At 38.4% G+C, this 25,253-nt stretch carries 27 protein-coding genes; 23 read left to right on the top strand and 4 right to left on the bottom strand.

The features are described 5' to 3' along the window. Window positions 1–165: 165 nt before the first annotated feature. The 3 genes from G4Z02_RS05950 to G4Z02_RS05960 all read left to right on the top strand — a co-directional run bounded on the left by G4Z02_RS05950 (window position 166) and on the right by G4Z02_RS05960 (window position 1,532). A complete protein-coding gene (locus G4Z02_RS05950) occupies window positions 166–753 on the top strand; it encodes a winged helix-turn-helix domain-containing protein (RefSeq protein WP_258877105.1) in 588 nt (195 codons plus the stop codon). An 89-nt stretch (window positions 754–842) separates the two neighbouring features. Continuing rightward, window positions 843–1,148, top strand: a complete 306-nt coding sequence (locus tag G4Z02_RS05955) for a hypothetical protein (protein ID WP_258877106.1) — start codon at window positions 843–845, stop codon at window positions 1,146–1,148. 45 nt (window positions 1,149–1,193) lie between these two features. Next, complete coding sequence (locus tag G4Z02_RS05960) at window positions 1,194–1,532, top strand: hypothetical protein (RefSeq protein ID WP_258877107.1); 339 nt, start codon at window positions 1,194–1,196, stop codon at window positions 1,530–1,532. 17 nt (window positions 1,533–1,549) lie between these two features. On the opposite strand, the gene G4Z02_RS05965 is transcribed toward G4Z02_RS05960, so the two are convergent. After that, the gene (locus tag G4Z02_RS05965; protein WP_258877108.1) at window positions 1,550–2,254 is read right to left on the bottom strand and encodes a TMEM164 family acyltransferase; all 705 of its coding nucleotides are present in this window, start codon (window positions 2,252–2,254) and stop codon (window positions 1,550–1,552) included. 147 nt (window positions 2,255–2,401) lie between these two features. Here G4Z02_RS05965 and G4Z02_RS05970 point away from each other — a divergent pair, with 147 nt between their 5' ends. The 5 genes from G4Z02_RS05970 (at window position 2,402) to G4Z02_RS05990 (ending at window position 5,939) form a co-directional block, all read left to right on the top strand. After that, window positions 2,402–3,343 (top strand): ROK family protein, encoded by a 942-nt coding sequence (locus tag G4Z02_RS05970; protein ID WP_258877109.1) that lies wholly within the window; start codon window positions 2,402–2,404, stop codon window positions 3,341–3,343. An 18-nt stretch (window positions 3,344–3,361) separates the two neighbouring features. After that, on the top strand, window positions 3,362–4,138 hold the full coding sequence (locus G4Z02_RS05975) for a hypothetical protein (protein WP_258877110.1): 777 nt from the start codon (window positions 3,362–3,364) through the stop codon (window positions 4,136–4,138). 96 nt (window positions 4,139–4,234) lie between these two features. After that, window positions 4,235–4,951, top strand: a complete 717-nt coding sequence (locus G4Z02_RS05980; protein ID WP_258877111.1) for a pseudouridine synthase — start codon at window positions 4,235–4,237, stop codon at window positions 4,949–4,951. After that, window positions 4,948–5,181 carry a hypothetical protein gene (locus G4Z02_RS05985; RefSeq protein WP_258877112.1) on the top strand — a complete coding sequence of 78 codons (234 nt, stop codon included), beginning with the start codon at window positions 4,948–4,950 and terminating at the stop codon, window positions 5,179–5,181. The genes G4Z02_RS05980 and G4Z02_RS05985 overlap by 4 nt, the downstream gene beginning before the upstream one ends. Before the next feature lie 11 nt (window positions 5,182–5,192). After that, a complete protein-coding gene (locus G4Z02_RS05990) occupies window positions 5,193–5,939 on the top strand; it encodes an SDR family oxidoreductase (protein WP_258877113.1) in 747 nt (248 codons plus the stop codon). Between the two features lie 27 nt (window positions 5,940–5,966). On the opposite strand, the gene G4Z02_RS05995 is transcribed toward G4Z02_RS05990, so the two are convergent. Continuing rightward, entirely contained in the window at window positions 5,967–7,139 is a 1,173-nt protein-coding gene (locus G4Z02_RS05995) for a M20 metallopeptidase family protein (RefSeq protein ID WP_258877114.1), read from the bottom strand. A gap of 140 nt (window positions 7,140–7,279) precedes the next feature. Between G4Z02_RS05995 and gltX the strand changes: the two genes are divergently transcribed. The 15 genes from gltX to G4Z02_RS06070 all read left to right on the top strand — a co-directional run bounded on the left by gltX (window position 7,280) and on the right by G4Z02_RS06070 (window position 22,001). Beyond that, window positions 7,280–8,698: a glutamate--tRNA ligase gene (gene gltX, locus G4Z02_RS06000; protein ID WP_258877115.1), complete on the top strand. Its 1,419-nt coding sequence runs from the start codon at window positions 7,280–7,282 to the stop codon at window positions 8,696–8,698. Between the two features lie 80 nt (window positions 8,699–8,778). Beyond that, on the top strand, window positions 8,779–9,321 hold the full coding sequence (locus tag G4Z02_RS06005) for a (2Fe-2S) ferredoxin domain-containing protein (RefSeq protein WP_258877116.1): 543 nt from the start codon (window positions 8,779–8,781) through the stop codon (window positions 9,319–9,321). A gap of 106 nt (window positions 9,322–9,427) precedes the next feature. Further along, window positions 9,428–9,625, top strand: a complete 198-nt coding sequence (locus G4Z02_RS06010; protein ID WP_258877117.1) for a cold-shock protein — start codon at window positions 9,428–9,430, stop codon at window positions 9,623–9,625. Window positions 9,626–9,722: 97 nt separating this feature from the next. After that, window positions 9,723–11,057, top strand: coding sequence for a cysteine--tRNA ligase (cysS, locus tag G4Z02_RS06015; protein WP_258877118.1), 1,335 nt, complete (start codon window positions 9,723–9,725; stop codon window positions 11,055–11,057). Further along, entirely contained in the window at window positions 11,057–11,422 is a 366-nt protein-coding gene (locus tag G4Z02_RS06020; protein ID WP_258877119.1) for a Mini-ribonuclease 3, read from the top strand. The genes cysS and G4Z02_RS06020 overlap by 1 nt, the downstream gene beginning before the upstream one ends. Continuing rightward, window positions 11,422–11,886: a GNAT family N-acetyltransferase gene (locus tag G4Z02_RS06025; protein WP_258877120.1), complete on the top strand. Its 465-nt coding sequence runs from the start codon at window positions 11,422–11,424 to the stop codon at window positions 11,884–11,886. Before G4Z02_RS06020 ends, G4Z02_RS06025 begins: the two co-directional genes overlap by 1 nt. Before the next feature lie 87 nt (window positions 11,887–11,973). Continuing rightward, window positions 11,974–12,717: a DUF1295 domain-containing protein gene (locus G4Z02_RS06030; RefSeq protein ID WP_258877121.1), complete on the top strand. Its 744-nt coding sequence runs from the start codon at window positions 11,974–11,976 to the stop codon at window positions 12,715–12,717. Between the two features lies 1 nt (window position 12,718). After that, complete coding sequence (locus G4Z02_RS06035) at window positions 12,719–13,963, top strand: deoxyribodipyrimidine photo-lyase (protein WP_258877122.1); 1,245 nt, start codon at window positions 12,719–12,721, stop codon at window positions 13,961–13,963. Next, entirely contained in the window at window positions 13,956–14,927 is a 972-nt protein-coding gene (locus G4Z02_RS06040; RefSeq protein WP_258877123.1) for a YbgA family protein, read from the top strand. The genes G4Z02_RS06035 and G4Z02_RS06040 overlap by 8 nt, the downstream gene beginning before the upstream one ends. Before the next feature lie 83 nt (window positions 14,928–15,010). Beyond that, a complete protein-coding gene (locus tag G4Z02_RS06045; RefSeq protein ID WP_258877124.1) occupies window positions 15,011–18,079 on the top strand; it encodes a response regulator in 3,069 nt (1,022 codons plus the stop codon). A gap of 156 nt (window positions 18,080–18,235) precedes the next feature. Then, window positions 18,236–18,985, top strand: a complete 750-nt coding sequence (locus tag G4Z02_RS06050) for a response regulator (protein ID WP_258877126.1) — start codon at window positions 18,236–18,238, stop codon at window positions 18,983–18,985. 114 nt (window positions 18,986–19,099) lie between these two features. After that, window positions 19,100–19,678: a hypothetical protein gene (locus tag G4Z02_RS06055; protein ID WP_258877127.1), complete on the top strand. Its 579-nt coding sequence runs from the start codon at window positions 19,100–19,102 to the stop codon at window positions 19,676–19,678. 82 nt (window positions 19,679–19,760) lie between these two features. After that, entirely contained in the window at window positions 19,761–20,462 is a 702-nt protein-coding gene (locus G4Z02_RS06060; RefSeq protein ID WP_258877128.1) for a response regulator transcription factor, read from the top strand. A gap of 252 nt (window positions 20,463–20,714) precedes the next feature. Next, the gene (locus G4Z02_RS06065; RefSeq protein WP_258877129.1) at window positions 20,715–21,311 is read left to right on the top strand and encodes a hypothetical protein; all 597 of its coding nucleotides are present in this window, start codon (window positions 20,715–20,717) and stop codon (window positions 21,309–21,311) included. A 270-nt stretch (window positions 21,312–21,581) separates the two neighbouring features. Further along, on the top strand, window positions 21,582–22,001 hold the full coding sequence (locus G4Z02_RS06070) for a hypothetical protein (protein WP_258877130.1): 420 nt from the start codon (window positions 21,582–21,584) through the stop codon (window positions 21,999–22,001). Between the two features lie 34 nt (window positions 22,002–22,035). On the opposite strand, the gene G4Z02_RS06075 is transcribed toward G4Z02_RS06070, so the two are convergent. Then, entirely contained in the window at window positions 22,036–22,767 is a 732-nt protein-coding gene (locus G4Z02_RS06075) for a putative periplasmic lipoprotein (protein ID WP_258877131.1), read from the bottom strand. A 104-nt stretch (window positions 22,768–22,871) separates the two neighbouring features. Next, window positions 22,872–25,088, bottom strand: coding sequence for a sodium-translocating pyrophosphatase (locus G4Z02_RS06080; RefSeq protein WP_258877132.1), 2,217 nt, complete (start codon window positions 25,086–25,088; stop codon window positions 22,872–22,874). Window positions 25,089–25,253 lie beyond the last annotated feature (165 nt).

A 25,253-nucleotide genomic window follows, 5' to 3' on the forward strand; every position in this document is an offset into this window, starting at 1 on the left:
AAGTATGTCTTTTTTTGTTCGACTATCATAAAAACGTTAAATATGAAACAAATAATGTGAATATGTCTCATAAAATATAAAAAACTTGCGTACAACTAATTTGTACGTTACAATAAGTTGTACGGTGAAGATGTACACAAAAATCATTACTTGGAGAGTGATACAATGAACAGAAAAGTACTACATACCGATAAAGAAGTTCGAATTGCTTTTGATCCCTACCGAATAAAGATACTACGACTGTTTATCCTTCATAAAGGAGAGGCGATGACGGCGAAACAAGTGGCAGATCATCTTGGGGAACCACCTTCGAAAATCAATTATCACATCAAGAAGTTAGAAAGCATTGACATCCTCCAATTGGATCATACCGAGAATATTAATGGCATTCTTGCCAAGTATTACGTCTTACCCTATGATACAGTAGCGATGAAGTCCGAGGAAATCTCACCACTCATCCGCAAACAGGCGTTACAATCCATTCAAGAATCGAATTTTCAAATTTGCTTAAAACGATTCTTAAACGAAATCCCCCAAGCGAAAATCGTTTGCCAACAACAAACGGATGATAATGATTTCTACTTTGGTACCGAATATTTTTCGATTTTCATTAACGACGATCAATTCAACGACTTAGCCCGAAAAGTAGTTGACGTACTACGACCATATATGGAATCAAAAGACAACCTCAACGAATACAAAGTGTTTATGTCATCACTGAAAATTAGCGATTCGTCAAAACAAGAGAAGTAAACCATTGAGGTTGGACCATACTACATAATAATTACCTGGAGCACCGTCCAACGGATGCTCCAGTTTTGTTTTGAAAAGGAGGAAATCATATGAATATTGCCGGAAAAGACATGATTCATCAAATCCAAACGTATGTACATCAAGGTGCACTTAAAGAAGCCTATAAATTTGCACTAGAACATGATTGTATCGAGGAAGAATACCAACAACAAATCACGTGTTTCAGATACTTACTAGGTTGTATAAATGGAGAAACAGGGCAAAACAATCAATTTTCATTCACATCAACTCCAAATATTCAACCACAGGGATTCGAATCAATCAAGCATCAAATGGATATCAAGTGTCAAGGTAAAATGTTTGAACATCTACGACAATTATGTAAAGAATACTAGTCGATAAATAGTTGAGTAGTTGATAGGAGAAAAAGGAGAGAAAAAATGAAATCAATGACCATGAAAAAAGTTTTAATGATAACCCTATTCATTATGATCATGATAGGTTATTCGCAATATCAAGATAATCAAGTATTTGCCAATACAACAATAAGTATCGAAGACCACTTAATAGAGAGTGATGATTCCAAAGATGCAGTTGTCGCAATCCCTGTTAAATTTGAAGAGGATGAGTATTCAGGTGGAGAAGTATTTACACTAGTTCATACAACATCAAAAGGAGAAGGATTATGTATCGAATATACCGAGATGAGTATCATCAACGATGTAATCAATACCAATATTATTGGATCTTCAGAATATTATTTTGCAAGAAATAAATAAAGCATGATTCACCAGAATCATGCTTTTTTATTAGGTTTTTCTTGTAATACTATTGGTAGATACATCGCATGCATCAATAATGCAGCAAGTGGTACAAAAACGAGTAAGTACACGACTTGATTGATGTCTACTAAAAAGTTCATAAAATCTGCGGGAGCATGGAATAAGAACAGTTCATCCGATCCACCGTAACGGTAGTACGCATATCCCGAAATGAAACTATAGATGGCTAAGATTACCATCGATAGGTGTAAATCTTTTGCATTCGGTGTATACCCTAATACGCGATATCCGTATACGGCCAACCATCCGATGGTTGCATGGGCCCCAAAGTAGGTCCACCCACTCCAACGATCCAGTCCCCATAACGTATCAAAGAAGAGGAAGGTTAGTAACGTACCAAAGGCATAGAAGTAAAAAATCTTATATGCTTTTTCGTTTGAAAAGGCAATCGCGAAGGTGAGACCATATAGCGATATGGCACAAAGTGGTAATCGGAACAAGGATCCATTTAACATTCGTCCTTCAAACACACGCCACTCGAACAAGACAACTAAAAATATCAAACCATAGCGAAACCATTTTTCTTTGGAACTAGATCCAATCTTTGGTCCGAGTATCCACAACACAACAAGTGATGCAATAAACACAAGTAAAATCATAATATGAGTAAAACCAAACCAGGGTATTGTTTGGCCAATCTCATTGCTGAAGAAATCCATAATGCACCTCATATATTTTTTTCTTATTATATCACACAAAGCCAGGAAGTTCCATCATCAATTGTTATCAATTATACACCAAATAACTCGTTTGTTAAACGGTGATTTCATGGTATAATAAAGTATCATTTTAACTAGGAGGAACCTATGGCAATTATCGGTTTGGATATCGGGGGAACGAAAATTCTCGGTGCCGTTTTTAATGATCAAGGGCAAATAATGGATAAGGAAAAACAACCATCCAAAGCAGATGATGGATTCGAGCGATTTATGCAACAAGTCTATCATGTGATCGATGAACTCATCAATCGAAGTGATGAATCCATTCAAGGAATCGGGATTGGTTTCCCAGGAACTATTGATCAGAATGGACACGTTATATTTGCACCAAACCTTCCCGTTGAACAATTTGATTTGGCGGGGCACCTTGCAGATCGATATCATACGAAGGTCTTAGTCGGTAATGATGTCAATCTCGGGACGTATGGGGAGTACTGTGAACTGGATATTCCCTATAAAAACGTGATTGGACTCTTTCCGGGAACGGGTCTTGGTGGCGGGATTGTCATCAACGGAGAACTCTATATTGGCCAAGGTTCTGCAGGTGAACTGGGTCACATTGTTGTTCGTAAAAATGGTGTCAAATGCAGCTGTGGCAACAAAGGTTGTCTGGAAAGTTATGCCTCCAAAAAAGGCATTTTAGCCTACATTAAAAAAGAGATGAAGAAAGGTCGTAAGACCGTATTAAAAAAAGAAGCCAAAGCCGGTGTTGTCAAAAGTTCACAACTGCGTAAGGCTGTGGAAGACGGTGACGTGTTAACCATCGAAGCCATCGATCAATTCAAAGCGTATCTAGGAATGGGTGTCGGGATTATCATGAACATCTTCAATCCCGATTTGGTCATCATCGGTGGTGGCATCGTTGAGAACTTCGGCAAAGAATTAATGAAAGACATTCGCAAACACGCCAAAGCGTACACGTTACCAGGGATCTATGAAAATACGAAGTTAAGACACTCAAAACTAGGAGATGACACGGTTATATATGGTGGATACCACCTGATAAAATCAGCGATGAGTACAAATTAAAAAGGGGAGAAACATGCTATGAAAAAATGGATTATAATTGCAATACCAAGTGTATTTGCACTTGTTGCTTTTGTCTTTTTGCTTATAACAACACCATATAAAGTCTATTTTTACGACAGTCATGATGGACAACAGTATGAACTCGCAACCATTTACCAAATTGGTGAGAAGATTACCATAAAAAACCGATGGTTCCGTGACTTTGAGCAACGCGAGAAATCGGGATTACTTGTTTTTGTAGGGGACGATCAATATACCTACCGGGCATACACATTTTTAAACGTAAAAAATGATACCCGCTATGACGACTATATGGATGAATATCAGGAATTATACGAAGAGTATAACACCTTCACTTTCACACCACAGTGGTATGAGAAAGATTCCAATACGTCACTTGATATCGAGAAAACAGATCCGCTTGAACATGAACGACTAGAAGTTGCCGTTGGCGTAACAAGCGAACCGTATCGTATATATGGCAGTGGTGTTTACATCGTACCAAGTTATACAAGTGAAGGTGCATTAATCAACGATAGCGTATTGATGATATTCGGTAGTGGTACCAGTTTAAACGACACGAGTACATACGATGAGGAACAGTTCATTACCCAAGAAATCTTGTACAGTATTTTTACCATTGATAATGGTGAAGAAACCCTTGAACTCATGGTACCCTATTTCATGGTTGGCGGACTGTTATTGCATCCAACCAATGATGCAGAGCACTTCACCTATTCCTATCACAATCATGATGTAATCATGGAGGCTGTCAATTACATGATTGAAGAATAATAACAGAATTGACACAGGACACCCATCCTGTGTTTTTTGTTTACATTCGTATTGTTGATTGCTATAATGAGAACGGATTAGAAGCGAGGAATCTCTATGTCTACACGATTAAACAAATACTTAAGTGAAATTGGATATTGCAGTCGGCGAAAAGCCGATTCTTTAATTGAACAAGGACTTGTTAAGGTGAATGGCGTCGTTGCAACATTAGGAGATCATGTCGACGAAGACGCGCTCATTCTCGTCAACGACGAACCCATCAATCAAGATAATGACTTTGTCTATATTGTCCTGAATAAACCACAAGGGATTACCTCAACAACCGACAAGAAGGATCCGACAAATGTGATCGATTATATTACGTTTCCCAAACGGATTTTCCCCATCGGTCGCCTGGATAAAGATAGTGAAGGATTATTGCTGTTAACGAATGACGGCGATATTGTCAATAAGATATTACGTTCCGGAAACAACCATGAAAAAGAATACATCGTTAATGTTCATAAACCAATTACCAGAGAATTTATCACACAAATGCGTAACGGTGTTGAAATTCTGGGTACCATCACAAAGAAAGCAAACGTGAAACAAACGAACAAACAGACCTTTAAGATTACACTTACCGAAGGAATGAATCGCCAAATCCGACGGATGTGTAGTGCTCTTGGATACCGCGTTCGCTCGTTAAAACGGATTCGAATTATGAACATCACGGATTACGGTCTTGAAAAAGGATCGTGGCGTTATTTGACACCACAGGAAATTCAAACGATTCATCGCTTAACAAAAGATTCGAAGAAGGTGGCTGAATGAACTTTGGTGACTGGATGTATGTATTAATTGGAGGCTACCTCATTATCATGGGGTTAACAGGAATCAACTTAACCTTGATTTGGATAACGTTTACGTTACGAATTAAATTCATTGATATGGAGTATATCTACGGTCGAACAGGTGCACGAGTGATCTTTATTCTCCTCGGTGCAGCACTCTTGGTCTTTCGATTTGTGCTCAGTAAATATCTATTCTCATTTGGACTATAAGAGGTGATAACATGCATGTATTTATAACAGGAGGAACCCGTGGTATTGGCCACGGATTAGTTCGTGAATTTTTGAAACAAGGACATCAAGTTTCCTATACAGGTACTTCTCAAACAAGCATTGAAGCATCACAACAAAATCTTCAAAGACCTTTCCAAGCATTTATATGTGATGTCCGTGAGAAAACCCAAATCGTCTTGGCAAAAGAACAAGCCATCGCCTCCTTTGGACCAATCGATATCTGGATCAATAACGCCGGTGTCGATCAAGATCACAAAGTCGTTTCGGAATTATCGGATGTTGAGATTAAACGCGTGATTGACATCAACGTCACGGGGATGATGCTTGGTACCAGTGTTGCCTTAGAACATATGATTAAGAAGCAACAAGGAATTGTCTATAACATGGAAGGTTTGGGTAGTAACAATATGAAGATTCCCAAAACGTTGATTTATGGCAGTTCAAAACGATTACTTACGTATTTCTCACAAGGATGTAACAAAGAACTGAAAACGTATAAAGAAGTATTTGTGGGGACAATGCAACCGGGAATGGTCTTCACTGAATTATTGCTTCGCAATATAGGTGATGGACAAAGAATTGCCCGAATATTGGGAAGTACAGTAGAAGAAGTCACACCGTTTCTTGTCAAACATGCACTGAAAAAGAAGCAACGAATTTCCTATCTAACAACCCGTAGAATTGTGTGGCGCTTTCTAACTCGTTCATGGCGTCCCCAACCATTACCAAAAAAATAACACCAATCTCATTGATTGGTGTTTTGTTTATTTTAGAAATTCAAATGCTATATTGACATGCATTGCCATACCGATTACGAATGATGATTCATCGACATCAAACTTGGGATTGTGATTATAATAAATGGTCTCTTGTTTCGGATCACGTCCACCTAACCAGAAGTAGGAACCGGGTTTTTTCTGGAGATAGTAGGAAAAATCTTCACCGCCCATTGATGGTTCACTTGCCCACAGGGCATGGTCCTCGCCAACAACTTCTTTAGCGATATTCATAACGAAGTCACTCATCTTTGGATCATTAATTAGTGGGGGATAGGCTTCAATGATTTTCACATCCGCACGGCATCCATAACTGGATGCAATTGATGTTGCGGTCGCTTCTAGTTTTTGAAAGATATCCATTCGTACATCGTTATTTAATGTTCGGATTGTACCGGTAAAGGTGACATCATCAGGTATGATATTAAAGGCCGATCCGCCATGGATTGTACAGACGGATATAACGGCACTCTCCAATGGGCTGATTTGACGAGATAAAATAGTTTGAATAGCTTGGATAATGGCTGTAGCAGCAATGATAGGATCCTTCCCTGTATGGGGAGCACTCGCATGAGTACCTGTTCCTTTGACAGTGATTTGGAATTCATCGGGAGCCGCCATCGCTTCCCCTTTTTTGATAATGATATCCCCCCGTTTATCACGGGTTGTGATATGAAGACCAAAGACGCCGTCACAGTCGTCGATATGTCCGCCTTCTACAACATATATACCACCACCGGGCATTGGTCCTTCTTCGGCGGATTGAAAGATTAACTTAATCGTACCATTAAAGTCCTCGTTGTGATCGCTGAAGTATTTGGCTGCACCGAGTAACATCGAGGTATGCGTATCGTGACCGCACGAATGCATTAAGCCATCGTTAAGGGATTTGTAAGGAACATCATTTTCTTCTTGCATTTTTAACGCGTCAATGTCAGCTCGTAATCCAATGGTTTTTCCAGGTTTCTTTCCGTGGATTGAGGCAACCATCCCGGTTGTACCAATACCATCAATGACATCATATCCCCATTTGATGAGATAATCTTTAATTAGTTTTGAGGTGCGGAATTCTTGGAAACCTGGTTCGGGGTTCATGTGGATATCCCGTCGTGTCGTTATCATAAATTCTTCATAGTCTTTAAAATGGTTGATTGGTAACATAAGTTTCTCCTTTATAGCGACATTAGATATTGTCAAATAGATAAAACGTAGTGTTCGTTTAAATTATATCATAGCCAGTGAATTAAAGTTGTATTTTTTAAGATAGTATACTATAATTGTTACGGTCAGGAGATGATAGTATGAGTGTACGCGTACGCTATGCACCAAGTCCGACAGGACATTTACATATTGGAAATGCACGAACTGCTTTATTTAACTATTTGTTTGCGAGAAAACACGGTGGAAGCTTTGTCGTTCGGATTGAAGATACCGATACCGAACGCAATGTTGAAGGTGGTGTCGAATCGCAACTGAAATATTTGAAATGGCTTGGTGTCGATTGGGATGAATCTATTAATAAAGACGGGGGTTATGGCCCTTATCGTCAATTGGAACGCTTGGATATCTATCAACAATACGCCGATATGTTAGTTGAGCAAGGGCTTGCATATAAATGTTATTGTACCCCTGAGGAATTAGAAGCTGAACGCGAAGAGATGAAAGCCCGTGGTGAAGATAAACTTCATTACTCCCGGAAATGTTTACATGCTCCCGAACAAGACAAACCGTATGTATTACGTTTTAAAGTTCCAGAGAACGAAGAATATACCTTCCATGATATCGTCAAAGGAGAAGTCACCTTTAGGAGTGAAGACATTGGCGACTGGGTGATGATGAAAAACAATGGCATTCCAACGTATAATTTTGCCTGTGTTATTGATGATCATTTAATGGCAATTACGCATGTTTTACGTGGAGAAGATCATATCACCAACACGCCAAAGCAATTGATGGTTTATAAAGCACTCGGATGGAATGCACCAACCTTTGGACATATGACGTTAATTGTCAACGATCAAAACAAAAAGTTATCAAAACGGGATTTTAGTATCTTACAATACATCGAACAATACCAAGAACTCGGTTATTTGCCCGATGCTTTATTCAACTTTATCTCGTTATTGGGATGGTCGCCCGAAGGTGAAGAAGAAATCTTAAGCCATGATGAGTTCATCGAGAAATTTGATGAAGCACGATTAAGCAAATCACCAGCAAAATTCGATAAAGAGAAGTTAACCTATATCAACAATCGGTATATCAAAGAACTCAGTATCGAAGAAACCGTAGAACTTTGTATGCCCCACTTGATTGCTGAAGGTATTTTGGATGGAAAAGATGAAGACTGGGTGTTTAGTCTAGTCAGTGTCTTTAAAGATCGGATGAGTTATGGAAAGCAAATTGTCGAACTCTATGACGAATTCTTTGAACAAGAATTCACTCTCGATCAAGAAATGACAGCATTTTTAGCACAAGAAGGTGTCAACGAAACCTTGTTGGCATTTAAAGAGTTGCTAATCGATGTGGACGAGTTTACCGCAGCAAACATTAAACCGTTAATCAAACAAACCGGTAAAATCAGTGGCGCTAAAGGAAAACTTTTATACATGCCACTTCGGATTGCAACAACAGCAAGTATGCACGGACCGGATTTGCCACAAGTTCTTGCCTTGCTTGGTAAAGAAACGGTTATTGAACGCTTAGAATCTGTTATTCAATAAACTGTGCTCGCTGCACAGTTTTTTTGAACTCTATTTGGCAACTTTGATTTTTTCGATATAATAGAAGTGGAGGTGGTACCATGAAAATCCTCGTTTGTAAGAACAAACACTGTCGCAACAACCAAACCGAAGAAACCTATAAAGAATTGATGAACTATGTCGAAGACATCGAATTCATGCATTCATCATGCATGGATTTGTGCGATTATGGACCCAATGTACTAAGCTTTCCAGACTGCACTTTTTACCAAGGTGTGACCAAGGATCGAGTCGAAGATTTGATTCATCAACAAGCCGATGATTTACGTCACCCTAAAGAACGCTTGTATGATGAATCAATGGAGATCTATTACTCCGATCCGATGCATCGTCGTACGGTAAAGTTGTTTCGCTGGCACCTCGATAAACTAGGTGATTTTGAGTGGCGAACTATCCGCGAGTCCATCTCCATTTTCAAAGATAAATACGATATTCGTGGCATGGCTCTAACCTTCCCTGTTAAGATGGCATTGATTGGAACAACAAGAGGTCCAGACCTTCCGAAAATGCTTCAATTCATGGGAAAAGAGCTCGCATTTCAGCGAATTGATCAGTATTTATCGGACAACAAATATCGGATATGAACACTTTATCTCTTTAACGTAAAAAATATTTATTTGCATTTCAAAATAAATTTGGGTATAATATTCAATAAGAAATAGAGAAAGAAAAGGAGATTTTTACATTTTTATGACAGGAACAGTTAAATGGTTTAATTCAGAAAAAGGTTATGGATTCATTACGAACGAAGAAGGTCTTGACATTTTTGTTCATTTTACCGCGATTCAAGGTGAAGGATTCAAAACATTAGAAGAAGGTCAAGAAGTTGAATTCGAAGTAGTGGAAGGCGATAGAGGACCACAAGCTTCAAACGTAACAAAACTTTAATGAATGACCGAAAACAGGAGAGAAATCTCCTGTTTTTAATTTGTTTTTTGTTCTAAATAATATATAATAAGTATGAACTAGAAATGAAGGTGTAATCATGAAAATATTTAATTCTTTTACCAATCAATTAGAAGACTTTGTCCCCGTCCATCCGGGAAAAGTAAACATGTATATCTGTGGACCAACCGTCTACAACTATATTCATATTGGAAATGCACGTCCGGTAATATTCTTCGATACCGTCAGACGCTATTTTGAACATCGGGATTTTGAGGTTACATTTGCTTCCAACTTTACCGATGTCGATGATAAGATTATCACCAAGGCCATCGAGTTGGAAACAACGGAACAAGAACTTGCCGAGAAGTTTATAACCGCTTTTTTAAATGACGTCGAAAAAGTAGGGAGTATGACCGATTATATCAAACCACGCGTCACCGACTACATGGATAAAATCATTGTGTATATTCAAACCTTAATTGATAAGGGATACGCCTACAAAAGTGAAGGCGATGTCTATTTCCGGGTTGGTAAAATTGATGATTACGGACAACTGTCCAATCGCAACATCGATGACTTAATCAGCGGTGCACGAATTGAAGTGAACGATAAAAAAGAGAATCCACTTGATTTCACCCTATGGAAAAAAACCGATGTTGGGATTACGTTTGATGCCCCCTTTGGAAGAGGGCGCCCAGGTTGGCACACTGAATGTGTCGCGATGATCGACAACATCTTTGGTGAAGAAATTGATATTCATGGTGGTGGGAGCGGACTCTTATTCCCCCATCATGAAAATGAAATCGCGCAAGCTGAAGCACTCCATGGCCACCATGTCGCAAAATACTGGATGCATAATGGATTATTAAATTTTGGTGGCGGTAAAATGAGTAAATCCGACGGTAACGTCATTTTAGTCAAAGATTTAACCATCGATCCCAATGTGTTTCGTTTATTTACCCTATCAACCCATTACCGCAGTCCGATTAATTTTACCGACGATGTCTTAGATAATTACCAAACGGAGTGGGATAAAATTTACCGTGTGTACAAACAGTTGTACTTGAAACTTGATTTGGCTGATCAACTCTATGGCAATGCCAAGATTGATCCGGATTTGCTATTGATATATAAAGACTTTCTAGCAGCTATGGATCAAGATTTTAATACACCCAATGCCATTACCGCACTCCAAGATTTAGTCAAAAAAACGAATCAATTACTCCGCACAAAAACCGATTTTGAAGTATTATTAAGTGCAAAAAAATTGTTTGATGATTTCTTTGATGTGTTTGGTTTAAAAACGGGATTACAACCACTTTCAAAAGACGATAAAGATTTGTACCACAAGTGGAATGAAGCACGTACCAATAAGGATTTTGATACGGCTGATGAACTTCGTAATTTGCTGCAAGAAAAAGGAATCTTATAATGTTGCAACACAGTGGCTTAACACTCGCTTATTTGGGCGATGCCCTATATGATTTGTTGGTTCGTGAACAGTTGATTGCCCAAGGGGAAACCAAAGTTGACGTATTACACAACCGGGCGATTCAATATACCAGTGCTAGTGGACAACATCAAGCGTATCGTTTGATTGAACCACATTTAACAGAGGAAGAACAAACGATATTTAAACGGGGTCGCAATGCAAAAACACAGCGGAAAGCAAAGAATCAGGACCTATCGGACTATCGTCAAGCCACAGGACTTGAAGCATTGTTTGGGTATCTCTATTTGGACAATCAAATTGAACGAATTGATGAGTTAATGACGATGATTATGGAGGATCAGTAATGGATATTCGCTTGGTAGAACGAGATCGGTATAAACAAGAAATCGCTGCCCTTGTTCTACGGGATTTACCGGAATGGTTTGGGATTGAGGAATCGACCAAAGAATACATTGAAACGGTTATCAAGTATCCATTTGTTGCAGCGTTTGATCACAATCTACCCATTGGATTTTACTCAATTCGCAAGGAAAACGATAAGGTGCTCGATATGTATGTCCTTGGTGTATTAAAACAGTATCATGGCACTGGGGTTGGGACGAGATTGCAGGAATTTGTCAATCAATATGCGAACGATCATGGGTATGAGTATTTAATGGTACTAACCCTCGCTGAAAAGAAGCAAAACAAAGAATATTTGATGACAAGGAAGTTCTATCTTAATCAAGGATTTATTGATTTCTACCAGAATGATGATATATTTGATTCACAGAATCCGTGTCAAATTATGATGAAGGCATTAAAATAATAGGTGAGAAATCACCTTTTTTTCTTTGCATTAATTCGTGGGAAAGATTAGTGTAGATGGTATAATAAAGGAAAGGAGTGATGTGATATGCTTATCGCCGCAGGAATCATTTTTACGTATTTTTTGATCTTTTTTATCGTTGCTACCATTATTAAGAACAATAGTATTGTCGATATCGGATGGGGTCTTGGTTATGTGGTAACGGTATGGATATTATATGCGATTTATCAACCCCAGTCGTGGCTTGTATTGGTACTAAATATTATGGTATCGCTATGGGGATTGCGTTTGTTTTACTATATCTTAAAACGCAATGTATTTCAGGAAGAGGATTTCCGCTACAAAAACTGGCGTAAAGCCTGGGGTAAATACGTTATCCCTAGAGCTTTTGTTCAAGTGTTTATGTTACAAGGGTTCTTCATGTATGTGATTGGGTCCTCTGCGTTTTATGCGAATGTCAATGATGTAACATGGAATCCCCTAAGCATTATTGGGATGGGCGTATTCCTTTTGGGGTACCTCTATGAAGTCGTTGGTGACGCACAATTAAAAGCGCATATAAAACATCACAAAGGAACGTTAATGACAACGGGCTTATGGAAATACACAAGACATCCCAACTACTTTGGAGAAAGCGTGTTGTGGTTTGGGATTTTTATGACCGCATGGCTTTCTGGCGTACCGTGGTTCTTTGTGATTGGTCCACTAACGATAACGTTGATTCTGTATTTTATCAGTACACCATTACTTGAAGAACGGATGCAGAAAAAAGACGGATGGCAAGCGTATGTAGCAACAACCAATAAGTTCTTCCCAGGAATGAGAGATTAACATGAACGTTGAGAGAGTAGAAGTATTGCGGGCATCGAACAATCACAACGATCGCATTGTGTACCTAATGACAAGTAGTTTTCGAGCTCACAACAATCATTCGTTGGAACATGCCTTAGAATATGTTCATGCGACCAATAAAGAACTTACCATTATTCTTTTTAAACAACCGGAGGAAAATCCGCGTAATCATGAATTCTTCTTGATGGGGATTCACAACTATCAAGAGGTATTTTCCCCAGTTAGTAGAACGATCCATTACTTTGAATCGTTTACGGATGAGATGAAAGACATACTTTCATCCGCATATCATATTGTGAAAGATCGTGCCTATCTACTCGAAGATAAGGCGATCGAACAAAAGGTTATTGACATCGCACAAACGAACGATGTTGGATTATCGCTCGTAGAAAGTGATGTATTTGTACCAGTCCGTGCAGCATCGAACAAAGAAGAATATGCTGCATCAACGATCCGTAAGAAAATCATGTCGAAGCTGGAAGATTTTAACGATCCGATTCAAACGACATTAACCTGGCTTCAAGGGGAAGAAGATGCTCTTGGTGTCTTAATGGATTTCATCAATGAAAAACTAGATCATTATGTCGATCGTAACGATCCTTCGAAGAACTATACATCTGGTTTATCACCCTATTTAAAATACGGCTTTATCTCACCACTCACGATTCATAATGAAGTTGTTTACTTTGAAGGTGAGAGCACGGACAATTTTATTGAAGAACTGGTTGTTCGTCGAGAACTGGCATACAACTTCGTTTACTACAACGAACAGTACAATCAATTTGAAGGGATTACCTACCAATGGGCCTACGATACGATGGCAGAACACCTTCAAGATGATCGCAAGTACCTCTACACCAAAGAAGACTACCTCAATTTTGCGACACACGATCCCTACTTTAATGCCGCCATGAAAGAAATGGTTGTTCTTGGAAAAATGCATGGGTATATGCGGATGTACTGGGCAAAGAAAATTATTGAATGGTCGAAGACTTATAAAGAAGCGTACGACATTGCGATATCACTCAATAATTATTACTTCTTGGATGGGAATACCCCTAATGGCTACACAGGTGTTGCGTGGTGTTTTGGTAAACACGACCGTGCTTGGGCATCGCGTCCGATTTTTGGAAAATTACGGTATATGAATGCGAATGGATTGCGACGTAAGTTCAATATTGATGAGTACGTCGATACCATGGAAAGGTTGGTACAGAATGAATAATGTAAAACCAAATGTTTTTGTCAGTGCTTGTTTAGAATTTGAATCGTGTCGTTTTGATGGAACGATGATTAGTGATGATGTTGTACGACGAATGAAGGATGTTGTCAATTTTATTCGCGTTTGTCCGGAACTATCGATTGGACTCACCGCACCGCGTGAGGCGGTTCGCCTTGTGAAACGCAAAGGAGAACATCAAAAACTACTGGGTAGTGTTCACGGGGTTGATTACACAGAAAAAATGGAGAACTTTACGTCCAAGTATTTGGAGAAATTACTATCGCGGGACATTGATGGATTCTTGTTAAAAGCAAAATCCCCTACCTGTGGTATTGGGGATGTCAAAGTCTATCAAGACATTGGTAAAGCACAGTTGGATAGTGCACGCCACGATGGGATGTTTGGTACGGCAATTAAAGAACGATTTCCCGATCATCCGATTGAAACCGAGCGTCGTATCAGTAACTACAATATTCGTGAATCCTTCTTTACCCATGTGTTTACTATGGCTTCCTTCCGTGAAATGAAGCACGATTTCTCGTATAAGAAATTCGTGGAGTTCCATACCAAGAACAAGTATTTATTCATGTCGTATAATCAAGCTATCTTAAAAGACTTAGGTCAAATTCTTGCCAATCATGAGAAACTGTCTCATGAGGAAGTACTTCAGAAATACGAGACACAATTACGTAAATTACTGCATGGTGAATCCTCAAAAAAACGACGGATTAATACGCTAACTCATATTTATGGATACTTCAAAAAGGATCTGACGACCGAAGAAAAAGAGTATTATTTCAATGCATTAGATGATTACATAGATTACCGGATACCGTATTCCAACGTATTGTATATCTTAAAAGGATTTGCGGTGCGGTTCCAAGAAGAGTATCTCTTACAACAAACAGTCTTTCAACCGTTTCCGAAAGAATTATTGGTTGTTTTAGATAGTGGTAATAAAATATAAAAAAGCCAATATGGCTTTTTTTTATTAGACCAGCTTCGTTCTCATGGTATAATGTGAATGACATCGATATGAGGAGGGTCCCAATGAAAAAACGACTAAGTCTAAAAGAAATCATGCAATACGGCTTACTGATCAGTGTGTTTGTGTTTTCCATTGTGTACCTAGTTACCATTCAAGAGGAGTTACCATCAACGGACTATCACCATCAAATCCAATCTGAAATCACCGATCCTGAAACATTGAAGATTGGTGTTTTAGCAAATCAGAGTGATCCCATGGTACACGAACAATGGGATGATACAGCAACGTATCTGACTAGCGTGATTCCCGATCACACATTTGACATTGTACCCATTGCGTTTGATGATGTTGAATCTCTTGTGGATAGTCAAGAAGTCGATTTTATCCTTGTCAATTCCTCGCTATATAGTGCACTTGAGGTCGAGTTTGGTGCACGCGCAATTGCGACGATTGAACGCGAATACGATGGTAGTATCGTATCCTCATATGCGAGTGTAATTTTTACCGACAATAGCAACTCCAACATCAATAATTTTGATGATCTAAAAGGTATTCGTTTTGGTGCCGTTGATGAAACCTCATTTGGTGGATGGCAAATGACCCAAAAAGAATTGTTTATGGTCGGGATGTCAGCCAGTGATTTTGGTAGCATTACATATGTTGGAGAGCACCGTGATGTTGTATTGCAAGTGTTGCAAGGACAACTCGATGCTGGTACCGTTCGTACTGGTGTCATCGAAGACATGTCCGAAGAAGGACTAATCAATATTGATGATATTAAAGTGCTGGCACTAGAAGATTCGTCACGTCTATTCTTAACTTCTACACAACTTTATCCGGAATGGCCAATGGCAACATTACCACATATTTCCGATGACCTTGGAACCTTGGTTGCTGAAGCACTATTTCAGATAGAAGCAACTGACGATGCGGCAATTAGTGGGAATATTGCAGGATGGACCATCCCGGAAAACTATCAAGATGTCCATACAACATTGCGCTTACTTCGAATCAATCCCTACGAAGATTTTGGAACGGTAAGTTTTCACAATAGCATCTATCAAAATAAAATATTCCTAATTATTATCGTGGTAGCTTTGTTTGCGATTGTATCGTTTACGTTGTGGATGATTCAAACAAGAGGACGACTCGTTGAACTATCCAATCGCAGCATGGAGATGGAAAGAGTTGCTCGTGAAGCGAATGAAGCCAAGGGTGAGTTTTTAGCCAACATGTCCCATGAAATTCGAACGCCGATGAGTGCGGTAATCGGGTTGTCAACCTTGATTGATGGTACGGAGTTGACACCACGACAACGTGATTATAACAATCGTTTAAAGAGTTCTGCGGTGAATTTACTTGGCATCATCAACGATATTTTGGATTACTCGAAAATTGAAGCGAAACAAATGGTGATTGAAAACATTGAGTTTGATCTCAATGATGTTTTATATAATTTATCCAATGTTGTGACTTTGAAGGCAACACAGAAAAATATCGAGTTCTTATATGATATACAGTCTGATTTACCCAAAATGTTCTTAGGAGATCCACTCCGACTAGGACAAATCCTGATTAACATCGTAACCAATGCGATTAAGTTTACCGAAGTCGGTCATGTCATTGTCCGCATTCGTTCGAAGATGATTGATGGGGAGTATCACTTGGAGTTTGTCATTAAAGATACAGGCATCGGGATGTCACGCGAACAAGTTCAAAAGATTATTCAACCCTTCACCCAAGCGGATAGTTCGTTTACTAGACGCTATGGGGGAACCGGACTTGGACTCTCCATTACGAATCAATTGATTCACATCATGGGCGGGACGCTGCAAATCTCAAGTACGGTTAATGCTGGTAGTACTTTTAGTTTTGCCTTACCATTCCCACCAACTGAGACGAAACAAGAGAAGATTACAGTACCAGCCTATTTCAACGATATCAGTGTCTTAATTGTTGATGACAATACCGTTGCACTTGATGTACTAGAAGACATATGTTTATCCGTTGGTATTGCTGCTCGTAAAGCATCATCCGTTGCTCAAGTGGATCGTTTGTTAAACATGAAAAACTACCATCCCAATTTAATTATTATGGACTACACATTACCGAATGAAAATGGGATTGATGTCATTAAGAGATACCAAGAAGAAGGATTGCTTGAAGGTGCCCATATTGTGCTAATTATCTCCGTTCATAATCACGAGCAAATCATCCGAAAAGCCAACGACATAGGAATATACGACTTTATGGATAAACCAATTACGACATCGGTATTTGTCAATACGGTTGTTAGTATCTTTAATCAAGATGAAGCAAGAAGTAAAGTCGAACGAATCAATCCGAATCGCGTCGATTTGGTACAACCAGGTACACATATCATTCTTGCTGAGGACAATCCAATTAATCAAAAGATTGTCAATGAGTTATTAACAAAACAAGGTTTTGAAGTAACCATTGCGAATAATGGACAAGAAGTCTTGGATCTGTTAAAAGAACGAATGCATGATTACAAATTGATTTTAATGGATATTCAAATGCCCGTTATGAATGGCCGTGAGGCAACGCGATTAATCCGGAAATCATCCGCATCGTATCGGAACATTCCGATTGTTGCGATGACGGCGCATGCTCTCGATATTGAACGTCAAAAATCACTTGATGCAGGAATGAATGACTTTTTAACCAAGCCTGTTGAAATGAAAACTTTGTTCCAAGTTTTATCAAAATATATCGATATCATATCGGTTTCTGTGGATTCAAAAACCTCCGATGATTTACAACTGGATTTCCTCAATATTAAACAAGGTATGAAAAACACCTCCGAAGATGTAGCGTTCTACCTGGAAATTCTCTATACGTTCTTAACCGATTACAAAGATTTTACAAAAACTCTGGATGTATTAGTGAAAGCCGAAGAAGAAGAGGACATCGCAATTGAAATCCATACGATTAAAGGCTTGGCTCAAACAATTGGTGCGGATACATTATTTAAAGATGCGAAAATCTTTGAAACGCAATTACGGAAAGGTGAATTTGATATTGATGTCTATCACCGTTTTCTCAATTCATTCCAAGACATTATTACCAATCTTGAGGAATACTTTAAAAACAATCCGTTTAAAAAATAAACCCTAATCCTAGGGTTTATTCTATTGTTTAACTTCAATTCTTACATCTTTCTTAACTTTTTTGTTGTCCCGTTGACGGCATGAGGTATTTTTTGTACGATAAAGTAAATACAACAAAGTTGTGTGACACAAATTTAATGAATGGTTGTGATTTCGATGACACGACGCATGTGGAATATTTTAATTGTTGACGACAATACGATTAATCGTAAACTATTACGTCACGCGTTTCAAAAGACGGATGTTGAAGTAACCGAAGCACGAACCGGAGAAGAAGCAATTGAACTTGTTCGGGATCAAGAATTTGACATGATTTTTATTAGTCTAAATATGACGGGAATGAATGGGTATGAAACAACAACAAGGATACGCTCGTTGTATCCAAGAAATATCCATATACCAATCATTGCTACAACAACAAAAGAACCATCACGAATTATTGAGAAAGTTCAACGATATCACCTGAATGATATCGTTCGTAAACCAATTCAAAAGACCGATATTATAACATTGTTAAAAAAATACCTAAGTTTTACTAGTGAAGATGATATTTATAGTATTAAGAAAGCAAACATTATCAATATACAAGAGTTTGAAAAATTCTATCAGGATGAAGTATTACGGAAAGATATTTTAGAAACTATTATTGAAGAAAAAGATAAGGACTTACGCGATATTGAACGTGCGTTCTCCTCTAAAAACTGTGAAACAATCTATCATAAAATTCATTATTTAAAAGGATCGTTTTCCTATATAAAAGCCGATAAAATTCTCCGCATTACACAAAGTATATTGGATTTCTGCAAAGAACAGATGATTGATGAAGTTCTTGCATTAGAAGAACCCTTCACCGAAAACTATAAACAATTGCAACAAGAAATTGAAATGTATTTACAAACGATGTAAGATTCCCTGTGAATCTTACATTTTTATTAAGCTTCGTTCATATGGGTTGAAATCCCTTCTCACCTACGCTAATATGATCACATAAGAACAGAATTATCAAGGTAGGTGAAGCTAATGAAACGGTTTAAAAAAGCCATTCAACACGTTTGTAACAAATCGTTAATAACCCTAATGTTATTAGCTTCTTTTTTGATGACAACGTCTACATTTGCCTACTTTGCCAGTGATACACAAGGATCAACAACAACGACCGTTGCAACGTTTCAAATTGGTGAATTCAATATCGGAACAATCAATTATTCGATAATCAATAACTTAACAACAACGGGATACCTTGTCGATATGAACTCCGTATTATATGGATCATCCAACAGTGATGTACTGGATTTTGATTTAACTTGGAATCCTGCGGATATCCCAGCAAGCAATGATGAAGTGGAAATGAATATCTCCTATACGATGAATGTAATCTATAATAACAAAACAGCAGATCAAGCCACCATTGATCGATTAATGAGTTTATTGACGATTACCGCAACACCTGCTAATCCATCTAGTATTGACGTTGCATCCGGTACAGCATCGTATACGTACACATTCTCAGTACAACCAAATATTTCTCGTAATGATGAAGTATTCCTTAGCAAAATTGACTTAACAATTATCTACGATTTTACGATTCAAAGTATTTAACGTAATCATTCTAATCTAGGGTATTACGAATACGCTTAATCTATGATATAATCTATATATACGATTGTGATGAGGTGAGTCTATGGAAAAAATTCTCGTTGTTGAAGACAACAAGGTAGTAAATGTCACTATCTCTAGAATGCTAGAAGCTGAGGGCTATTTAGTAACCAGTTGTTACAATGCCGAAGACGCACTACAAGAAGTAAGTCGTAAAAAATACGATCTGATTATTCTTGATCTCCATTTACCACAAATGCATGGGTATGCATTTTTGCAAGTTCTACGTAAAAAATCGGATATACCTGTCATCATCAACACCTCGCATTCTAGTGTCAAAGCTCGTGTCAAATTAATCAACGCTGGAGCAAGTGACTTTATTGAAAAGACATACACCCAAGAAGAGATTTTAGAAAGTATTCGCATCATCTTAGATGATCGCAAGAAAAAACAAAAACAAAACAAAGTGGTCACATACAAAAATATTGAAATTGATTTCACTCACCGGACCATAAAAAAAGATGGCAAACTGGTTGAAACCACCAGTAAGGAATTTGATATATTGAAAGTTCTATACGATGATCCAGACCGAGCATTCTCTCGAAAGCAACTCTATCTTGTTGTGTGGGGTGAAGAATATTCGGAGAGTGTTGATAACACCATCAACGTTCATGTAAAACGCCTACGAAATAAAATTGAAGAAAACCCGAAAAAACCCGAAATCATTGAAACGGTTTATGCGTTTGGCTACCGATTAGGAAAACTATTTGCAAACGAAATCAAATAATTGAATTAGAAAAGAATTAGCGAAATGCTAATTCTTTTTATATGCTTATTAAAGGCTATAAATAGGCATTAATAATTAGAAACTTAAATAAAAATTAAATGGCTACTACATCCGTTGACTTTCATTTATAGGTCTTGTATTATGAAATCAGCAAAGGACGAAAAATGTAAAAATCTTTGCCCTCAGCTTGAGAGACTATCAAGACGTATGTATAAAAAAATCAAATTAGAAATCAAAAGGAGACATATCAAAATGAAATTAAAAGTAAAAATTATTGCATCATTATTATTAGTATCTTTAGTTGTTAGCGCGGGTACATTCGCTTACTGGGCAAGTAATGTTTTAGGAACTGAAACCACTTCAACCGGAACCGTAACTGTTGGATCTGGAGACTCTGTATCAACGACATTTGATTTAACAAATGCACAAGACAGTTCAGGTTTATTAGTACCTGCTGGTCAATTAGCAAATAGCACTGCTGGAGCAGTGGGAGCAATCGATTTATCATGGGACGTACAATGGTTGGAAGATGAAGTTACTTCACAATTAGCTGGAACCAGTTCTGTTGCAGATATTACGGTTACTAGTGACGTTGTTATCACCTTAGGTGAAACCGTATTAGATAGTACCACTTACGCAAATATTTACGCCCTGATCAATGTTACACCTGATGCTGGAAATGCTACCCAATTAACATTGGATGCAGCTGCTGAAACATTTGCTTTCCAAATTACAATGGATGAACCTGCAGATCAAGCTGAATATGATTTAATTTCTACTGCATCTGTTGCGATTACATTTACCTACACAATCGATAGCGCAGACATCGTTACGACGGACGTAAACTAAGAAACGTAGATTTGTGAAGAGAGGTATTGCCCACCCTTTCCCTTTCTTCACTTGATCTGGGTGCATGGACCATGAGGGTTCGTGCATCGATATCAAGTTCCGAATCGAATCATCATAATTTTCTCATTATCCTCCCAACCCTTTTCCGCCATGAAGGCAAAAAAGAAGTACTTAACGGTACTTTTTTTATTTTTTCAAACATTTTGATTATTGCAAAAAAATTCGAAGAGGATTATTATAGTAATAGACCACTTGAAAAAGGAGATTATCATGGGAAATAACTTTTTAGGCAAGTTGAGACAAGTGTTTGGAGCACGTGACTTTAACAAGGAAAACGATCAACTATTACACACAATAAGTGTCCAAGCTATGGATGCCCGTTATGAGTTTGGAGATATGATTGGTGCAGCAAACGTCTTGCGGATGTTACTGGAAATGTATGGTGAACGGAAAAAGCAAAATCATCGTCAAAAAGGACGTAAGTTTATTGAATTTATTCTCAGTAGCAAACACCAAGATCTAAAAAATGTTGGTTATAAACATTGGCAAAACATCAATAAACTCATTCACTTGAATCAACCGAAAGTCTATCCGTATCATCAAAAGAACTTGGAACAAGCGATTGCTTTCTTTAAAAAGGAAGTCAAAGGAATACATCAAATCAATATTCAGTCGACAGAAGAGATATAAAAAAACTGCACAAAATCTTGTGCAGTTTATTTTTTTAATCGGTCCATGGTCTACTGAAATATTGAGTTACACCATTCCAATATGCTTCTTCAAGGGCTAATCGATGTCCGATGACATCAAACTCAATCGTATATCCACGTTCGGTGTAGAATGTCACAACCCCGTCATAATAATCCCATGTACCATCGTCATCACCGGTAGAAGTTGAATTGCCACTATACCATTGATATTCGGATGTCCACGTACCATCGGCATTTAGATCGTAATTTTGATAGGCGATATTTGTTGGTAGAGTGCCATCTGAATACTCGTATGCATAGGACCCAACAAGCCAACTCGGATTGGTTCGTAGCTCCTCATCAACAACAGTATACTCGATACTATCAATAAAAAGATCATCTTTGTATACGTCTACAGAATAATCACCCGGAAACCATCCCCCGCTTGGACTTGTTGCGGTAATTCGAAGAGTTTGTGGGCTGTCTGTAATTGTAACGGAGTCCTCTTGAATAAGCACATCAATCCCATAGTACCATTCGACATCAATCACCGAATCTTTGGCATTATTTATCGTGGCATAGACATACATTGTATTGGTATCGGTATCCATAGATGAAACGGATGCTGTCCCGTTTTCGATATTGGTAACAATTAGGTTTCCAATTATCGCTGCATCTTCAGGTAACTCATATTTTAACTTAATCGGATTACTGCAACTAGACAGCAAGAAAACTAATAAAATAGCAATAAGTTGATAAGATTTCATCAAAACACCCCTTATTTGTAATTGATTCTAGTATAGCAAATTCAATATGATTTGAAAATAGGAAACAAAAAAACCCGTTGAAATGTCAACGGGTTTTGACTTAATTAGATGATTCCCATACCAAATGCGGCAGCAAAGACTAAAGAAATCGTGGTCATTAATTTGATGAGAATATCAATTGAAGGTCCAGCAGTATCCTTGAATGGATCACCAACGGTATCGCCAGTAACAGCAGCTTTGTGGGCTTCGCTACCTTTTCCACCGTATTCTCCAGTTTCGATTAATTTCTTTGCATTATCCCACGCACCACCGGCATTGGCCATGAAGATGGCGAGCATGATTCCAGTTACAAGCGTACCAGCTAACATCGCCCCAAGAACTTCAGATCCAAAGATGAATCCAACGACAAGTGGAGTTGCAATCGCAAGTACAGCGGGTAAAATCATTTCACGAAGTGCAGCCTTGGTTGATATCGAGACACAGGTTGCATAATCAGGTGTTTCCGTGTATTCCAAGATTCCAGGCATTTCTTTGAATTGACGACGCACTTCATCAATCATTTTGTTTGCAGCTTTACCAACGGATTTAATGACGATGGATGAGAAGAAGAAGGCCAACATTGCACCAACAATCAATCCTGCCATAACCTCAGGCTTTGCGATATCGATTTGGCGTAACATACCGAATCCGCCATTGCCATCTGGGATGACAACTTTACGTATAAATGCACTGAATAATGCGATGGATGTCATCGCAGCAGAACCAATAGCGAATCCTTTTTCAATGGCTGCGGTTGTGTTTCCCACAGAGTCTAATTGATCGGTGATTGCTCGGACACTTTTGTCAAGTCCGCTCATTTCAGCAATTCCACCAGCATTGTCGGCAATCGGACCATATGCATCAACTGAAATCGTAATACCTGCAGTGGATAACATTCCCACAGCAGCTAGTGCTACACCGAACAATCCGGCTAAGTAATACGATCCTAAAATTCCCCCAGCAAGAATTAATACGGGAATTAAGGTTGATTCCATACCGGTAGAGATTCCTGCGATAATATTGGTTGCATGTCCAGTTGACGATTGTTTTGCAATCTCTTTGACATGTTTGTGTTCTGCAGCAGTGTAAAATTCAGATACTACTCCGATTAGTACGCCTACAAGCAATCCCATTACAATGGATACAAATGGTGCAAGCCCAAAGGCAAATCCACGGATGTTCATCACGATATCTTGAAATTCATATAACTCGGTTCCTTCACGGAATAAATCAATGAATAAAACATTAATAACTAAGGTAAATACAACAAACATAATCGCCGCAGAATAGGTTCCTAGTTTTAATGTTTTAAAGGGGTTCTTACCTTCTTTTCCACGAACGAATAGGCTACCAATAATACTGGATAAGACACCAGCTGCAGCAACGGCGAGAACAAACAAAATTCCTTGAATTCGATTATCGACTACTGATGTTGTCGTAAAAATTAGTGCTGCCATTGTTGCTGCTCCAATAATACTGGATACATAGGATTCAAGTAAATCACTACCCATCCCAGCAACGTCCCCGACATTGTCTCCAACATTATCAGCGATAACAGCAGGATTGCGTGGATCATCTTCGGGTATCCCTGCTTCAATTTTTCCCACTAAGTCGGCGGCTACATCTGCAGCTTTGGTATAAATACCTCCACCAACACGACCGAATAAAGCAATGGATGAAGCACCGAGGGAATATCCTGCAGCATAGGTAATAGCAACAAAGCTCGGTGTATTCATGAGCAATGCTAGAGCGATTACGAGTAATAATCCGAGTAATCCAAATCCAACAACACTCATCCCCATAACGCTTCCACCTTTAAATGCAACATCAAGGGCGCGAACCATCCCACCATCTTTTGCAGCAGTAGTGGTTCTGGAGTTGGCGTTGGTTGCGGACATCATCCCAATTTGTCCGGCAATCAAACTAAAGAATGAACCGAGTAAAAATGCAAGTGTTGTAAAGACGGCATAGAATACGTCTGCATTGTCCATGTCCAATGATCCAAAGTTTGAACCAGAGTTTGCCGTTAATCCGGAGATGGTATCATATCCTAGATAGAATCCGACAAGAATAATAATGGATGTAACAGTAATGAACACGTAGATTACCTTGTGTTCACTCTTTAAGAACGCTTTAGCACCTTCTTTGATGTAGGAACTGATTTCGCGAACCCGTTCTTCCCCTTCATCAAAGGTCAGGATTTTGCGGTACAAATAAAAAGCATACCCTAACGCACCAAGTGCAACGATAATGCCCAATGTTAAAATCAAAAATGTGTTCATATTTTTCCTCCTAGTATACTTGATTTTATTATACGTGGTGTACAGATTTAAAGTCAAGGCACTTTTCATCATTCCGTATTTAAAAAATTTACACAAAAGAAATTGAATAAATGAGCGCTTGATGTACTTTCATATACTTTATAATGCGTATGCGAATGAACGCAA

The organism is Candidatus Xianfuyuplasma coldseepsis (genome assembly GCF_014023125.1).
Classification (GTDB): Bacteria; Bacillota_I; Bacilli_A; order Izemoplasmatales; family Izemoplasmataceae; genus Xianfuyuplasma; species Xianfuyuplasma coldseepsis.